The organism is Thermosipho melanesiensis BI429, assembly GCF_000016905.1.
Taxonomy (GTDB): domain Bacteria; phylum Thermotogota; class Thermotogae; order Thermotogales; family Fervidobacteriaceae; genus Thermosipho; species Thermosipho melanesiensis.
Genome location: NC_009616.1, coordinates 1,145,501 through 1,160,382, shown reverse-complemented (window position 1 = coordinate 1,160,382; position 14,882 = coordinate 1,145,501). Strand labels below are relative to the sequence as shown.

At 32.6% G+C, this 14,882-nt stretch carries 17 protein-coding genes; 12 read left to right on the top strand and 5 right to left on the bottom strand.

What is annotated here, in order from left to right:
- Positions 1 to 141: 141 nt before the first annotated feature.
- From TMEL_RS05885 to TMEL_RS05840, 10 genes are all read left to right on the top strand, one after another.
- Positions 142 to 795, top strand: coding sequence for a CoA transferase subunit A (locus TMEL_RS05885; protein ID WP_012057350.1), 654 nt, complete (start codon positions 142 to 144; stop codon positions 793 to 795).
- Entirely contained in the window at positions 792 to 1,436 is a 645-nt protein-coding gene (locus TMEL_RS05880; protein ID WP_012057349.1) for a 3-oxoacid CoA-transferase subunit B, read from the top strand. Before TMEL_RS05885 ends, TMEL_RS05880 begins: the two co-directional genes overlap by 4 nt.
- A 19-nt stretch (positions 1,437 to 1,455) precedes the next feature.
- The gene (locus TMEL_RS05875) at positions 1,456 to 2,652 is read left to right on the top strand and encodes an acetyl-CoA C-acetyltransferase (RefSeq protein ID WP_012057348.1); all 1,197 of its coding nucleotides are present in this window, start codon (positions 1,456 to 1,458) and stop codon (positions 2,650 to 2,652) included.
- Positions 2,653 to 2,768: 116 nt separating this feature from the next.
- On the top strand, positions 2,769 to 3,137 hold the full coding sequence (locus TMEL_RS05870; protein ID WP_012057347.1) for a GntR family transcriptional regulator: 369 nt from the start codon (positions 2,769 to 2,771) through the stop codon (positions 3,135 to 3,137).
- Positions 3,124 to 3,900, top strand: coding sequence for an ABC transporter ATP-binding protein (locus TMEL_RS05865; protein ID WP_012057346.1), 777 nt, complete (start codon positions 3,124 to 3,126; stop codon positions 3,898 to 3,900). Before TMEL_RS05870 ends, TMEL_RS05865 begins: the two co-directional genes overlap by 14 nt.
- Entirely contained in the window at positions 3,897 to 4,640 is a 744-nt protein-coding gene (locus tag TMEL_RS05860; RefSeq protein WP_012057345.1) for a hypothetical protein, read from the top strand. Before TMEL_RS05865 ends, TMEL_RS05860 begins: the two co-directional genes overlap by 4 nt.
- Before the next feature lie 2 nt (positions 4,641 to 4,642).
- Complete coding sequence (gene estD, locus TMEL_RS05855; RefSeq protein WP_012057344.1) at positions 4,643 to 5,845, top strand: esterase EstD; 1,203 nt, start codon at positions 4,643 to 4,645, stop codon at positions 5,843 to 5,845.
- 13 nt (positions 5,846 to 5,858) lie between these two features.
- Positions 5,859 to 6,185, top strand: coding sequence for a YbjQ family protein (locus tag TMEL_RS05850; protein ID WP_012057343.1), 327 nt, complete (start codon positions 5,859 to 5,861; stop codon positions 6,183 to 6,185).
- A 153-nt stretch (positions 6,186 to 6,338) separates the two neighbouring features.
- Entirely contained in the window at positions 6,339 to 8,129 is a 1,791-nt protein-coding gene (dnaK, locus tag TMEL_RS05845) for a molecular chaperone DnaK (protein WP_012057342.1), read from the top strand.
- A gap of 22 nt (positions 8,130 to 8,151) precedes the next feature.
- On the top strand, positions 8,152 to 8,580 hold the full coding sequence (locus tag TMEL_RS05840) for an Hsp20/alpha crystallin family protein (protein ID WP_012057341.1): 429 nt from the start codon (positions 8,152 to 8,154) through the stop codon (positions 8,578 to 8,580).
- Positions 8,581 to 8,677: 97 nt separating this feature from the next.
- Here the strand turns inward: TMEL_RS05840 and fliE are convergent, their stop codons facing one another.
- The 4 genes from fliE to TMEL_RS05820 are packed head-to-tail and all read right to left on the bottom strand — an operon-like array spanning position 8,678 to position 10,639.
- The gene (fliE, locus tag TMEL_RS05835) at positions 8,678 to 8,965 is read right to left on the bottom strand and encodes a flagellar hook-basal body complex protein FliE (RefSeq protein ID WP_012057340.1); all 288 of its coding nucleotides are present in this window, start codon (positions 8,963 to 8,965) and stop codon (positions 8,678 to 8,680) included.
- A gap of 5 nt (positions 8,966 to 8,970) precedes the next feature.
- Positions 8,971 to 9,384, bottom strand: coding sequence for a flagellar basal body rod protein FlgC (flgC, locus tag TMEL_RS05830; protein WP_012057339.1), 414 nt, complete (start codon positions 9,382 to 9,384; stop codon positions 8,971 to 8,973).
- A gap of 11 nt (positions 9,385 to 9,395) precedes the next feature.
- Positions 9,396 to 9,779 carry a flagellar basal body rod protein FlgB gene (flgB, locus tag TMEL_RS05825; protein WP_012057338.1) on the bottom strand — a complete coding sequence of 128 codons (384 nt, stop codon included), beginning with the start codon at positions 9,777 to 9,779 and terminating at the stop codon, positions 9,396 to 9,398.
- 26 nt (positions 9,780 to 9,805) lie between these two features.
- A complete protein-coding gene (locus TMEL_RS05820; protein WP_012057337.1) occupies positions 9,806 to 10,639 on the bottom strand; it encodes a DMT family transporter in 834 nt (277 codons plus the stop codon).
- Positions 10,640 to 10,747: 108 nt separating this feature from the next.
- Between TMEL_RS05820 and minC the strand changes: the two genes are divergently transcribed.
- Positions 10,748 to 11,344, top strand: coding sequence for a septum site-determining protein MinC (minC, locus tag TMEL_RS05815; protein WP_012057336.1), 597 nt, complete (start codon positions 10,748 to 10,750; stop codon positions 11,342 to 11,344).
- Here the strand turns inward: minC and TMEL_RS05810 are convergent.
- Entirely contained in the window at positions 11,341 to 12,072 is a 732-nt protein-coding gene (locus TMEL_RS05810) for a metallophosphoesterase family protein (protein WP_012057335.1), read from the bottom strand. The two genes, minC and TMEL_RS05810, sit on opposite strands and share 4 nt — an antisense overlap.
- Before the next feature lie 290 nt (positions 12,073 to 12,362).
- On the opposite strand from TMEL_RS05810, the gene TMEL_RS05805 reads away from it, so the two are divergent.
- On the top strand, positions 12,363 to 14,357 hold the full coding sequence (locus tag TMEL_RS05805) for a methyl-accepting chemotaxis protein (RefSeq protein ID WP_012057334.1): 1,995 nt from the start codon (positions 12,363 to 12,365) through the stop codon (positions 14,355 to 14,357).
- Positions 14,358 to 14,882 lie beyond the last annotated feature (525 nt).

Below are 14,882 nucleotides of genomic sequence, written 5' to 3'. Positions count from 1 at the left end.
ACTCCAGGAATTCCTGGAGTTTTTTTTTAATGCACTTTATATGCTTAAAATTAAAAAATTCACACATTTATCATTTTTGATTATCGTTAAGAAAAAAGTTATAATTTCTTTGATAAAACTTTACAAAAAGGGGTGGTTTATTTGAAAGTTGTAGATATATCAAAAATAAACGAGTTGGTAAAAGAAGGTGCAACGTTAATGATAGGTGGATTTTTGGGTGTTGGAACTCCAGAAAATATAATTGATGAAATCATAAGACACAACATATCAAACCTTACGGTAATTGCAAATGATACAGCATTTGAAGATAGGGGGATTGGAAAATTAGTAAAAAATAAATTATGTAAAAAGGTAATTGTTTCTCACATTGGAACAAATCCAGAAACGCAAAGGCAAATGATTGAAGGAACATTGGAAGTTGAATTGGTTCCTCAAGGAACACTTGCAGAAAGAATACGTGCCGCAGGGGTTGGATTAGGTGGAATTTTAACTCCAACAGGTGTAGGTACCGTGGTTGAAAAAGATAAAAAAGTAATTGAAGTGGAAGGAAAAAAATATTTACTTGAACTTCCCATTCACGCTGATGTTGCTTTAATAAAGGCAAAAAAAGCTGATTATTTAGGTAATTTGGTCTATAACCTAACTGCTGAAAATTTTAACCCTATTATGGCACTTGCCGCTAAAACGGTAATTGCTGAAGTTGAAGAAATAGTTCCAACAGGTACCTTAAGTCCAAATGAAATTAAAACTCCCGGTATAATTGTTGATTATATAGTTACGGGGGTGACAAGATGAACCCAAAAGAAAAAATAGCCATAAGAGTTGCACAGGAACTTAAAAAAGGACAATTAGTAAATCTTGGCATTGGTCTTCCTACACTAGTTGCAAATTACATTCCAAAAGATATACATGTCTTCTTTCAAAGTGAAAATGGAATAATTGGAATGGGCCCTGCTCCAAAAGAAGGGTATGAAAATAGCGATCTAACAAATGCCGGAGCAAGTTATATAACTGCTTTACCTGGTGCTATGACATTTGATAGTGCTTTCTCATTTGGAATAATTAGAGGTGGCCATTTAGATGTAACCGTATTAGGAGGTTTACAGGTAGATGAAGAAGGACATCTTGCAAATTGGATGATTCCGGGAAAAATGATTCCAGGGATGGGTGGAGCAATGGACCTCGTAACAGGTGCAAAAAAGGTTATAGTAGCTATGACACACACCGCAAAAGGAACACCAAAAATAGTTAAAAAATGTACTCTGCCATTAACTTCCATTAGAAAAGTTGATCTTATAGTAACAGAACTTGCCGTAATTGAACCTACCGATGAAGGTTTATTGTTAAAAGAAATATCTAAAGAGACTACTCTAGATGAAGTTCTTAAACTTACAGAAGCAAAATTAATAATCGCTGATGATCTTAAAATCTTTTAAAACAAACAGGAGGGATATGATGGTATACATACTAGGTGCAAAAAGAACAGCAATAGGGACATTTGGTGGAAGTCTAAAAGATATTCCCGCACCAAGGCTTGGAGCAATAGTGGCAAAAGAGGCAATAAAGCAAGCAAATGTCGACCCAAAAGAATTCGATGAAACGATTATAGGAAGTATACTTACCGCAGGTCAAGGTATGGGCCCTGGAAGACAAGTTGGCATCTATGCAGGCATCCCCGTTGAAAAGCCTGGATACACAGTAAATATGTTATGTGGAAGTGGAATGAAAGCCACCATGATAGGAGCGGTAGACATTGTCTCAAAGGAAGCAGAACTTGTTTTAACTGGTGGAATTGAAAACATGTCTGCATCCCCCTACCTTATTCCAAGCAAAGCAAGGTATGGATTAAAGTTTGGAAACTTTGAAATATTGGACCACATGATATTAGATGGACTTACAGATGTTTTTAATAATGTACATATGGGGTTAACTGCGGAAAATTTGGCAGGAAAATATAAAATATCAAGAGAGATGCAAGATAAATTTGCATATGAGAGCCAAATGAAAGCCAAAAAAGCCATAGAAGAAGGAAAATTCAAAGATGAGATAGTACCTGTAGAAATAGAAACAAAAAAGGGAACTATAATATTCGATACAGATGAACATCCAAGAGAAGTAACGCTAGAAAAGCTATCTAAATTAAGACCGGCATTTAAAAAGGACGGAACAATAACAGCGGGAAACGCAAGTGGAATAAACGATGGAGCAAGTGCAATAATACTAGCAAGTGAAAAATACGTAGAACAAAACAATCTTAAACCACTTGCAAGAATAATTTCATGGGCACAAGCGGGGGTAGAACCAATGGAAATGGGGCTTGGGCCAGTACCAGCGACAGAAAAGGCATTAAAAAAAGCAGGTTTGAAGATAGAGGACATAGAACTAATAGAGTTAAACGAAGCGTTTGCAGCACAAAGCCTTGCAGTAATAAAAGAATGGAGCAAAAGGTTCAATGTAAGTGAAGAATGGATAAAAGAAAGAACAAATGTAAATGGAGGAGCAATAGCATTAGGACACCCCATAGGAGCAAGTGGAAATAGAATAATAGTAACACTACTGTATGAGATGAAAAAGAGAAATCTAAAATATGGACTTGCAACACTTTGTATAGGTGGAGGTATGGGTACAGCTGTTGTTATTGAAAATATCTAATAATATCTAATACTAATAGCTCCAGGTTTTTTCCTGGAGCTTTTTTATTTGACAACTAAGTGCTGTAATAGTATAATATTACAGTGAACACAAAAATGATAGACAAGAGGTAGATTATGTGGTTTAACATAAATTTTTCATCCCATATTCCCGTTTACAAGCAAATTGTGGAAAATATAAAAATAGAAATATTAAAAGGAAACATAAAAAAAGGCGAGTTTTTACCATCTATAAGAAAACTTGCCAGTGATTTAGGTGTGAATCTAAATACAGTGGCAAGGGCATACAGAGAGCTTGTAAATGAAAAGATAATTGAAGCTATTAGAGGAGAAGGATATATAGTTATTGAAAACTCGCTTAAAAATTTTAACAATGAACTTTTAAATGATTTATCAGAAATTGTAAAAAAATGCTTAAAAGCAGGGATAAGTATTGACGATATTTGTAATTTGATAAAGGGAGGTGAATTTAGTGATAACAGTTAAAGAGTTGGAAAAATCGTACAAAACAAAAAAAGCTGTAGACAAAGTTTCATTTGAAGTGGATAAAGGAGAAATTTTTGCACTACTTGGTCCAAATGGTGCAGGCAAAACAACAACACTAAAGTGTATTTTAAAGTTGAAAAAAATGGATAATGGAACTATTACACTCAACGGTACTTACACATATTTACCTGAAAAAAAGGAATTGTATAAATCTATCAAAGTTAAACAAATGATTGAAATTTCAGAAGATATTTCAAAATATTTTTCAAAGCAAAAAGCTTTAAAATATATTGAAGAATTCAATTTACCTTTAAACGAAAAAGTGGGAAATTTATCTCATGGTATGGCCACTTTACTTTATCTTGCAATAATTCTTTCAGAAAATGTAGACATTTACTTTTTTGATGAACCCACATGGGGACTTGATCCCATTATGCAAAAAAAGGTATTAGAATTAATTAGAAATCTTTCTTTAGATGGTAAAACAGTATTCCTAACAAGCCATATACTTTCCGAAGTTGAAAAAATAGCTGATAAGGTGGCAATAATGTCAGATGGAAAAATAGTAGAATACGATTATCTTGATAACTTGAAAGAAAAATACGTTCTTTGCATTACACAGGAAAAGGTAAACGGTTATCTTTACAAGAAAACTGAAAACGAAAAAGTATTTCTCTGTAAAAAAGAACACGCAAAGGGAAAAATTATACCTGCAACTTTTGAAATTATATTTGAAGCCCTTGTAAAGGAGGGGAAAAGATGAAAAAAGAATGGCTTAATATGAAAGTTAGAACTATATCTATACTTATATTAATGCTCATACTCTTTTTTTCGCTCGCACCCTTCCAAAACCTCGTCATTGATATTTTAAACAAAAACTCCGAAACAATACAAAAATTTGTGGGAAACAATTTGGTGGAAAAACTTAAAAATTGGGATTATTATATCCTTACTCAATGGTTTGGAAAAAACTTCGGACAAATTATCCCCATAATTTCCATAATACTTGCCTTTCCACTATTTTCCAGAGAATTTGAAAATGAAACTATGCAATTTTTACTTGTTAGATTAAGTAGGAAAAGGGTATTTCTAAACAAAACATTGTTAGGATTGATTTTATTAATAACAGAAATTTCTCTGCTTTCATATCTACCATATATTTATTCCACTTTAGCTAATAAATCCCTTTCTTTTCAAATAACCACAAAATTCTTTCTGCACTCATTAATCGGTGGGATATTCTGGTATAGTCTTACTCTAATTTTTTCTGTATTATTTAATGACCAGGTAAAACCAATACTATCATCCTTGGCAATTCTCGGATTAACAACTACCTTGGGATTTTTAAAACCTCTTAGTTTTCTAAACACGTACAAATACATATTAGGAGTTAGCATTTTTGAACAAAATAAGGTGGATGTTAACTATTCTCTTTCTCTTATACTTTTAAGCATAATTTTTTTATATTTTTCACATACCTTGTTTAAAGAAAAGGAGGTATAGCTATGAGAAAATTTATACTTATTATTCTTTTTCTTTCAGCTTTAATATTTGCATCCAGTTTAGAAGATATTGCAACAGATTACTTAAACGCTTTAATTACTGAAAATTATCAAAAGGCACTTGAACTTTCCTCTGAAATCATGAAAAAACAACTTTCCGTTGAAAAAATGAAAAATATCTGGACTCAAATAACGGCAACTTACGGTAATTTTGAAAGCATACAAAAACTTGAAATAGTTCAAAAACCACCATATACAATTTTTGTATTTACATCAAAATTTAAAAATGCACTTTTAAATATTTCAATAACAATAAATAAAGATAAAAAAGTGGATGGACTATTTTTTTCTCCAGCACAAAAATTTACATACAAAATTCCAAGATATGTAAAAACAGAAAGTTTTATTGAAAAAGATATTAAAGTCAACAACCTTCCCGGAAAACTCACCATTCCAAAGGAAAAAACGGAATATGCAGTAATATTAATACATGGTTCGGGGCCAAATGATATGGATGAAACAATAGGACCAAATAAAGTATTCAAAGATATCGCATATGGTCTTTCAAGTAACAACATCGCAGTGCTAAGGTATGACAAAAGAACACTTTATCAAAAAGATATGGATATATCAATAAAAAAAGAAGTAATTAATGATGTTTTAGAAGCAATTAAAATTCTCAAAAATCAAAATTTTTCAAGAATATTTCTATTAGGACATAGTTTAGGAGCATATATAGCACCTTATATAGCTAACATAAGCAAAGATGTATCAGGTATAATATTACTCGCACCACCTGTAAGAAATTTAGAAGACGTTATTTTAGATCAATTAAACTTTCTTAAAAACAACAATGAAGAAATCATTAAAAAGTTAAAAGCATTAAAAGAAAATAAGTTAGACGAAGATGAAGTGGTTCTTGGAGCAAAAGCAAAATACTGGTACGATTTAAGAAAGTATAATCCGTTAAATTACTTAAAGGGCAAAAAAGCACTTATTTTATTCGGAAAAAACGATTACCAAGTTACTCTAAAGGATTATGAAATATTTAAAAACTTAAAAGACGAAACATTAAAGATAAAGTTATTTGAAGGATTAACGCATCTTTTCACGACTGGAGAAAAGTCACCAAACGCTTATCTAATGGAAAATCATGTGAATGTTGATGTAATAAATGAAATTGTTAAATTCATAAATGAAAATTAAAGGAGGTGAGTATATGATAATCTCAACAACAGATAAAATTCCCGGATACAAAATAAAAGAAATAACGGGAATTGTTATGGGCAATATAGTACATTCAAAACACCTAGGAAAAGACATTGCAGCTGCATTCAAAACACTAGCAGGCGGTGAAATAAAATCATACACAGAAATGATGACGGAAGCAAGAAATAAAGCAATAGAAAGAATGATAGATGAAGCCGAAAAACTGGGAGCTGATGCAATAGTTTCAGTAAGATTTTCTAGCTCTGCAATAATGAGTGGTGCAGCAGAAATTTTAGTCTATGGTACCGCAGTAAAATTATTACCTAAAGATATATAACAAACGAATGTTACGATTGCTATAATTTTCTGTTAATTTTTGCACGCAGGCAAGAAAGCCTTTATTTAAGGGCTTTCTTGTTTTTTTAGAAAACAGTTATCACTCTTGACAATAGAGTGATAATGGCATATAATATAGACGGGAGGTGGAAAAATGAGCAGCAAAAAAGAATACGTAGTAGGTATAGACTTGGGTACAACGAATAGTGTAATTGCATGGATGAAACCCGATTCAAGCGTTGAAGTAATACCAAATGCAGAAGGTGCAAGAACAACACCGTCAATAGTTGCATTCAGCAAATCTGGTGAAATTTTAGTGGGTGAACCTGCAAAAAGACAATTAATCTTAAACTCAGATAGGACCATAAAATCTATCAAAAGAAAGATGGGAACAGATTATAAAGTAAAAATAGACGATAAAGAGTATTCTCCTCAGGAAATCAGCGCCTTTATCCTAAAAAAACTTAAAAAGGATGCCGAAGAATACCTGGGCGGAGAAATTAAAAGGGCTGTAATTACTTGTCCTGCTTACTTTAACGACGCACAAAGACAGGCTACAAAGGAAGCAGGAATTATTGCAGGATTTGACGTTCTAAGAATAATAAACGAACCTACAGCTGCAGCACTTGCGTATGGTCTTGACAGAAAAGGCAAAGAAGAAAAAGTCTTGGTATACGATCTAGGTGGAGGAACGTTTGACGTTTCAATACTTGAAATCGGTGATGGCGTAATTCAAGTTATAGCAACTTCTGGAAACAACCATCTCGGAGGAGATGATTTCGACCAAAGAATCATAGATTGGCTCGCAGAAGAGTTTAAAAAACAACACGGAGTAGACTTAAAAGAAGACAAACAAGCTCTACAAAGATTAAGAGACGCTGCAGAAAAAGCAAAAATTGAATTATCCAGTAAATTGGAAACAGATATTAGTCTACCATACATCACGGCTACTGCAGAAGGTCCGTTACACCTTGAAATGAGGCTTACACGTTCTATGTTTGAATCATTAACAAGAGATCTTGTCGAAATGACTAGAAAACCTATTGAACAAGCTTTATCAGATGCAAAACTCAAACCAGAAGACATTGATGAAATTATCCTCGTTGGTGGAATGACTAGAGTACCTATGATACAGAACTTCATCAAAGAAATCTTTGGTAAAGAACCAAACAAAAGAGTCAACCCAGATGAAGCGGTAGCAATGGGTGCAGCAATACAAGCGGCTATTTTGGCTGGTGAAGAAGGTGCACAAGGTAAAGATATTGTATTAGTCGATGTTACTCCACTTACATTAGGAATCGAAGTTAAAGGTGGATTGTTCGAACCAATAATTCCAAGAAACTCTACAATACCAATTAAAAAGAGCAAAGTCTTTACAACAGCAGAGGATGGACAAACGGAAGTTGAAATTAGGGTATTCCAAGGTGAAAGACCAATTGCAGCTGATAACATCCTACTCGGTAGCTTTAGACTCGTTGGAATACCACCTGCACCAAGAGGAGTACCACAGATAGAAGTTACATTTGATATCGACAGCGATGGTATAGTACACGTATCTGCAAAGGATTTAGGCACAGGTAAAGAACAAACAATGGTAGTTTCCGGTAGACACAAACTTTCTGAAGAGGATATAAACAAGATTATAGAAGACGCCAAAAAATACGAAGAACAAGATAAAAGGAGAAAAGAAGAAGTTGAGCTTAAGAATAAAGCAGATGACCTTGCGTACTATATAGATAAATCACTAAAAGAATACGGCGACAAAATACCACAAGATGAAAAGCAAAAACTCGAAACCCTCGTAAATGACCTAAGAGATGCCATAAATAAAAACGATATTGCAAGGATAAAAATGCTGTTCGATGAACTTGAAAGAGAAAAAACAAAGATTGGAGAATATATCTACAAACAAAACCAAGGAAATCAACAAGCGGAAAATCAATAAAAAATAAAAGGGAGGTGAAATTATGTTAGTAAGAAAAGATTATTTTGATCCATTCGTAGAGCTTCACAGGGAAATAGACAGATTGTTTGAGGATTTTATGGAACCATTCAAAAGGAGTAATGTTCACTTCCCAAGGGTTGATATCTATGAAACAGAAAAAGAAGTAGTTATTGAGGCAGAACTTCCTGGAATGAGAAAAGAAGACGTAAAGATTACAATAGAGGATGGGGTATTAAACATAAAAGGAGAAAGAAAATTTAACAGAGAAGATAAAAGCAAAAATTACAAAATTATCGAAAGAGTAGAAGGTTCGTTTGAAAGATCATTCGCACTACCAGATTATGTCGATGTAGAAAAAATAAGTGCAAAATTCACGGATGGTATCTTAAAGATAGAACTTCCTAAAAAAGAAGAAAAACAAAAGAAAGTTATAGATATAAAAGTTGAGTAAGAAAAATCCCCCCATCTACTATAGATGGGGGATTTTTTAACAAAAAACTTGCTTCCAGCTTTTACACTAGAAGCAAGTTTGGTAAAATTTTCATGGATTAAAATTGCATTCTCATTATCTCTTTATACGCATCAACTATCTTATTTCTTACTTCAACGGTAAGCCTCAACGAAATAGATGCTTTTTCCGCTTCAACAATCACTTCATGTATATTACTAATTTTTCCCGTGGCAAAATCATTTGCCATCTGTTCTGCTTTTTTTTGCTGCTGATTAACTTCTTTAATCGCATCATTAAGTATTTTTGAAAAATCTGCATTCGATTTTTTTAACGTATTGGGTTTCAAATTTCCATAATTTCCAACACCATTTATCTTATCTACCATTCAAATCACCTCCCAATCTGAAGAGCACTGTTAATCATTGCCTTGGTTGTATTAAATGCTGTAACATTTGCCTCATAAGCACGTTGGGCATTTATCATATCCACCATTTCCCTAACAACGTTAACATTTGGCAACTTAACATATCCATTTTCATCTGCATCGGGATGTGTAGGATCATACACAACTCTAAATGGTGATTGATCTTCATAAATTTCTTTTACCACAACTCCTCCATTTTCCAATCTTCCTCTAACATTTCTTAAAAGCTCTTGAAATACAGGAACTTTTCTTCTATATGGCTCCCCCTTTTCTGTACGTGTAGTTTCAGAATTTGCAAGGTTGTTGGTTATTACATCTATTCTCAATCTTTGTGCTGACATTCCCGTTGCAGCAATAGTCATTATGTTAAACTCATTCATAAAGATCCCCCTTATCTAATATTTCTAATTACCGTGTTGTATCTTTCTATGTTCGAACTCATAAGTCTTGAAAGTGTTTGATATCTTAACGCATTTTTTACCATTTCCGCAATTTCAACATCTATGTCTACGTTGTTTCCATCATTTGTCAAAGAGGTATTCTTTTGCACCTTTAAAATAAGATTTACAACATCAGGAACACTTTTAATGTGCTGATTTGAAGTTGTTTTCAACTTCAACCTCATTTTTGATTCATTAAACAATTCTTCAAAAACAATGTATTTTCTTTTATAATTAGGTGTTTCTGCATTGGCAATGTTTTGAGAATGAATTTCTTGCCTTTTCAATGCTACATCCATTGCTACTTTTAATGTATTGAAATTGGAATTAAACATTTTTTCCCTCCTCTATTGTAATTCTTCTACATCTCTCTTAAAATTCCTAAAAACCTTTTTGGAATTATTGCCAATATTAACGCAAATAAAGTTAAAATCATTCCAAATATCTGAACAAAAGACAACTTTTCTGAAAGAAGCATAATTGAAAAAATCGTTGAAAAAACAGGTTCACCAACAAATATCAAAGCCGCTGTATTACTCCCTACAACTTTTTGATATTTCGCTTGAGCTATTAATGCATAAATTGTAGCAAAAACAGCTGTAAATAAAGCAACACCTAAGATACTATAACTTACCTCCCAATTACCGTTTATCCCAAACATGCTGTTTAATACTGCAACCATAAAAAATTGAGTTGTCAATAAATCCTTTTCTTTTGATTTTTGTGAATAATGGGTCACTAGAACAACATGTAGTGCATAAAAGATTGCGCATACAAATGTCAAAAGATCACCAAAATTTATGCTATCTATACCACCTGACAAAAAATATTCACCTATCATTGCAACAACAAAAGAAAATATCTGAATTTTCGTAGGTTTCTTTTTTTCTATAAAATAGGAAAAAAGAGGTATTAAAACTATATAAAAGGCTGTTATAAATCCACTTTTTGAAGAAGTCGTGATAGATAGGCCCCATGTTTGAGTAGCATATGATATCCCTAAAACCACACCAAGAATTATACCATATCTATTACCTTTTCCAAAAATCAAAAAAGAAAGAAAAGTTGCAATCCAAAATCGAATTGCATTGTACGCAAACGGAGAAATATTAGGCAAAATCATCTTTTGAATAGGAAAAGTTAAACCCCATATTAAAGTAACTAACAATAGATTTAATATTGCTAAAACTCTCATATCACCACCCCCAAAAATTATATCTCAAAAAACTTAGCAAATCAAACTAAAAATAATTGCTTTAAATATGTTAAAATTTAATACAGAAAACATAAAGGGGGAGATATATTGCCATTTGATTTAAAGGCTTTTAAATCGGATATTGTATTTTATATAGACAATTATGAAAGGTTAGAAGATTTATTAAACGAAATAGATAATAAAATGGAAAAAATAAAACATTTTTTTAACGGAAGAGAAAAAGTCTTACTAAAATTAGAGAATCTTGAAGAAAAGATTAGTGATATTCCAAAAATAATGGCCAAGATAAAAGAGTACAGAATAAAAATAAAAGCAATAATAACAGATGAATACGATGAAAAAGCTCCAACGGTAAGAAAAGAAAAAGATGAAGAAAAAACAGTAATATATCTAAAAAATCTCCGTTCGGGACAAAAAATCTCACACAATGGAAATATAATATTAGTGGGAAACGTAAATGCCGGTTCAGAAATAAACGCCGGTGGAACTGTCGTAATATTTGGTTCATGTAACGGTATAGTAAGAGCTGGCTTAAAAAATCCTCATTCTTATATACTTACACTTTCGATAAATACCCCATTATTACAGATATCAGATGTAAAACATCAATTAAACAAACAATACAACAACCCTGTATTCGTCTATCAAAAAGGCGGGAAATTGATGTTTAAAGAAATAATCTAAAAACTTTCAAAACCAATCACTTCAGTTTCAAGTTTATCATTTACTACCAAAATTCCTCCACAGACCGATAATTCTTTCTCATTTTCCGGAAAACACAATGCCGTTAAATTGCCTCCATAAACACATCCTGTATCTATGTTTATATCAACAATTCTATCATTTACCTTGTACAACCCAACTTTTTTATTAAACGTTGGTGTATGTCCATGAATTAACACATAACCTTTTAAAGGATATACTTCCCTTAACCAAATATTACTAATCGATAAATCCATACCTATATCGTTTAAAAATTCACTATAACTTCCCTCATAGTTTGTCGCTTTTTCTATCGGAAAATCTGGTAATACATTAGCGTGTGAAAATAGAAACTTTACTCCAAAAAATTCTTCTACATGTAAAAATCTCAACTGCTCAAAAAAAGATAAATACGTATTTATATTTTCAACTCCCCCAAAAGATTCAATGGTACTATTTCCACCATTAGTTGGAAAAAGCCAGCTTTTATGACCAAACTTTAAGTATCTCAACATCATATCTTCATGATTTCCCAAAAGACAAACTTTTGGCGATAATTCTAACACTTTTTCTACAACCTCTTTCGAATAACTCCCCCTGTCTATATAATCACCAAGGAATATATACCTTTTATTTTCTTTCTGAAAATATGATAATACCTTTTCAAACTCAAAATAACATCCATGTATATCGCTAAATACCAATACCACACTCTCACCCAACTTATATTATACAACATTAAAAAATGTGGTATAATATAGATGAGAGTTTGTTACCAAAAATTATCATTTGACATTTTTCAAAAATATGGTATAATATTACACAGAGTGCATAAGACCCCGTTGAGGGGTCTTTTTTTTATCCTTTTATAGCATACAATTTTTATTTAAAGAAAGATATTTATATTAGCCTACAGTTTACTCCTTATTTCACCATTTAAATTGAATAAAAATTATGATAAAATCAAGTTGTAAAATAATTATATCTTGGAGGTGGAGAGATGAAGTTACAGATAAAATTGATATTAATTCTTGTAATAGTAGCGGTAATAGCAACGGTTGCGAGTATATCTGTTTCATTGTATCTTTCATTTGGTCATTTTTCACAAATGGCAAGCACTATTAACGAACTTGTTCTTACTTCCATATCAAAAGACATACAAGCTATTCTTAGCAATATTATTGAGTCCATTTACAAATATGCAACGGGGGGTTCTCTTGCTCCATACCTTATGAATGCAACTAGTGAACTTGGAAAAAAACAACTTGCTTGGGGTATTCGTAATGCTCGTAATGCTTTGAAAAAGGATGGCTTTCTTTGGACTTATCTTGTTTTAGAAAATGGTCAAATATTTGATGAAACCGGTGAATTAAGTATTGAATTTCCAGACAAACTTGACGTATTGGTTCATCAAATATTCGATAAAGAAAAAGAATATGACATATACATACCATATATCTATGAAGGTACAAGCACAATAGCGGTAGTAGTGCCGGTAAAGGATTTCAGTGAGAATGTAACAGCAGTACTTATTGGGTTATATCCACAAGCAGTATTACAAGATTCGGTAGAGAATGCAAAGATAGGAGAGAATGGGATAATAAGCATACTATATGATACCATAGTGATAGCCCATCCAGATAAAACAAAGGTAAACAAATTAGACGTAGCAAAAGAAAAAGAACTTGAAACATTAAACTCTGCGCTATCAAAAGACAAAGGGACGGTAATATTCAAATACAATGGAATGAAAAAATTTGCAAGTTTTGTAAAAATAGACGACTTACCATTAAAAGTAATGGCAACAATAAATTATGATGAAGTGATAAAAGAGGCGAAAAAGATAGTAAACTTAGGGATATTAACGGGGGTAATAGTAGCAATAGTAGCGGGAATAATAGCATACTTTGTATCAAAATCAATAAGTAGACCAATAATAGAGATAAGTGAAATAGCCAAGAGAGTAGCGGAAAAAGACCTAACAGTAGAGATAGAAGAAAAAGAAGGCAAAGATGAGATAAGCCAACTAACAAATGCGTTTAAGATATTGGTAGATAACTTCAAACAAACAGTAGGAGAAGTAATGAAACTAAACTCACAAGTATACTCCGTTTCACAGTTATTAGATGACATGGTGGAAGAAGCGGAAAAAGCGGCGAAAGACGCAGAAGAAACGGTAAACAAAGCGACATATGAGATACAAGAAGTAGTATCAGCCACAGAAGAAGCAAACAGTGGAATGGAAGAGATAGCATCAGGGGCGCAAAACATAGCAAATTACTCAGAAAACCTAGCAAGGAAAGCGGAAGAGATGAGAGAAAAAGCGACAGATTCAACGGGAAGGGTAAAAGAGTTGAAGGGAGTAATAATGGAAGTAGACGAAAAGATGAAAGAGACGGAAAAATCAGTAAGGGAGATGGAAGAATCATCGACAAAGATAGAAGAAATAGTAGAAACGATATCAAGTATAGCGGAACAAACAAACTTACTAGCACTAAATGCAGCGATAGAAGCGGCAAGGGCCGGAGAAGCAGGAAGGGGATTTGCGGTAGTAGCAGATGAGATAAGGAAATTAGCAGAAGAAAGTAAGAGCCAGACACAAAAGATAGCAGAAGTATTAAATGCGATAAAGAATCAAGCGGTAAACGTAGCAAAATACACAGAAGAAGTGGGAGAAAAGATAGAAGAATCCGTAGGGTCATCAGAGAAAGTAAGTGAAGCAATAAGAGAGTTACTAGAAAGGATAGAAGATATATACGGAATGACAAATGACTTAGCAGCGACATCGGAAGAACAGAGTGGAGCATCAGAAGAGGTAAGCGCAGCGATAGATAGGGTAACAAAGACATTGATGGAAGTAGAAGAAGAAGTAAAACAAATGGCAGGACAAGTGGAAAAACAAGCAAAACAGGCTGCAGAGGTAAAAACATATTCGGATGACTTAAATGATGCTGTCTCTTCATTGAACGAATATTTGGCTAAGTTTAAATTGTAAAAAAATTCCCCCTCTTCTTGGTATCCCCCATGGAGAGGGGGTTATATATCTTAAGCATGTATTTTTACTTTTCTATTTTTCCAATCAAATTTCAAAACATAACATAATTTGATATTGATAATGCTTCAAAAATGTAGAGAAATTACTCACCTTAAATCTCATCTGATTTTTCCTTTAGCTTTTTTTTACCCATCATACAATCTTTCATCTCCACTGTAACTAACGCAAAATTAAATAAATACAATATGCAGAGGTTTGTTCCAAAAACATTATACTTTTTGATTTTACTAAACTTGCAATACGTGACAGTATAGTTGCTTTACCAGCACAATTTGTACCTATTAGCAATATTTTTTCCATGATGATAACGTAAAAGATGAAGCTATAAGAAAGTTGAAAGAATAAATTGTAGGATGATTTATTTAAGTTATAAATAGATTTTTATATAGTATATATTATTAATGAAATTGTAATACATTAAAATTACATATTCTCGTCAATTACAACAATTTACTGAGTGTGTTT

Excerpts from the sequence above, each read along its gene's own strand:
- TMEL_RS05880 (WP_012057349.1), top strand. The coding sequence starts at position 792 with ATGAACCCAAAAGAAAAAATAGCCATAAGAGTTGCACAGGAACTTAAA.
- TMEL_RS05875 (WP_012057348.1), top strand. The coding sequence starts at position 1,456 with ATGGTATACATACTAGGTGCAAAAAGAACAGCAATAGGGACATTTGGT.
- TMEL_RS05870 (WP_012057347.1), top strand. The coding sequence starts at position 2,769 with ATGTGGTTTAACATAAATTTTTCATCCCATATTCCCGTTTACAAGCAA.
- TMEL_RS05860 (WP_012057345.1), top strand. The coding sequence starts at position 3,897 with ATGAAAAAAGAATGGCTTAATATGAAAGTTAGAACTATATCTATACTT.
- estD (WP_012057344.1), top strand. The coding sequence starts at position 4,643 with ATGAGAAAATTTATACTTATTATTCTTTTTCTTTCAGCTTTAATATTT.
- TMEL_RS05850 (WP_012057343.1), top strand. The coding sequence starts at position 5,859 with ATGATAATCTCAACAACAGATAAAATTCCCGGATACAAAATAAAAGAA.
- dnaK (WP_012057342.1), top strand. The coding sequence starts at position 6,339 with ATGAGCAGCAAAAAAGAATACGTAGTAGGTATAGACTTGGGTACAACG.
- TMEL_RS05840 (WP_012057341.1), top strand. The coding sequence starts at position 8,152 with ATGTTAGTAAGAAAAGATTATTTTGATCCATTCGTAGAGCTTCACAGG.
- fliE (WP_012057340.1), bottom strand. The coding sequence starts at position 8,965 with ATGGTAGATAAGATAAATGGTGTTGGAAATTATGGAAATTTGAAACCC.
- flgC (WP_012057339.1), bottom strand. The coding sequence starts at position 9,384 with ATGAATGAGTTTAACATAATGACTATTGCTGCAACGGGAATGTCAGCA.
- flgB (WP_012057338.1), bottom strand. The coding sequence starts at position 9,779 with ATGTTTAATTCCAATTTCAATACATTAAAAGTAGCAATGGATGTAGCA.
- TMEL_RS05820 (WP_012057337.1), bottom strand. The coding sequence starts at position 10,639 with ATGAGAGTTTTAGCAATATTAAATCTATTGTTAGTTACTTTAATATGG.
- TMEL_RS05805 (WP_012057334.1), top strand. The coding sequence starts at position 12,363 with ATGAAGTTACAGATAAAATTGATATTAATTCTTGTAATAGTAGCGGTA.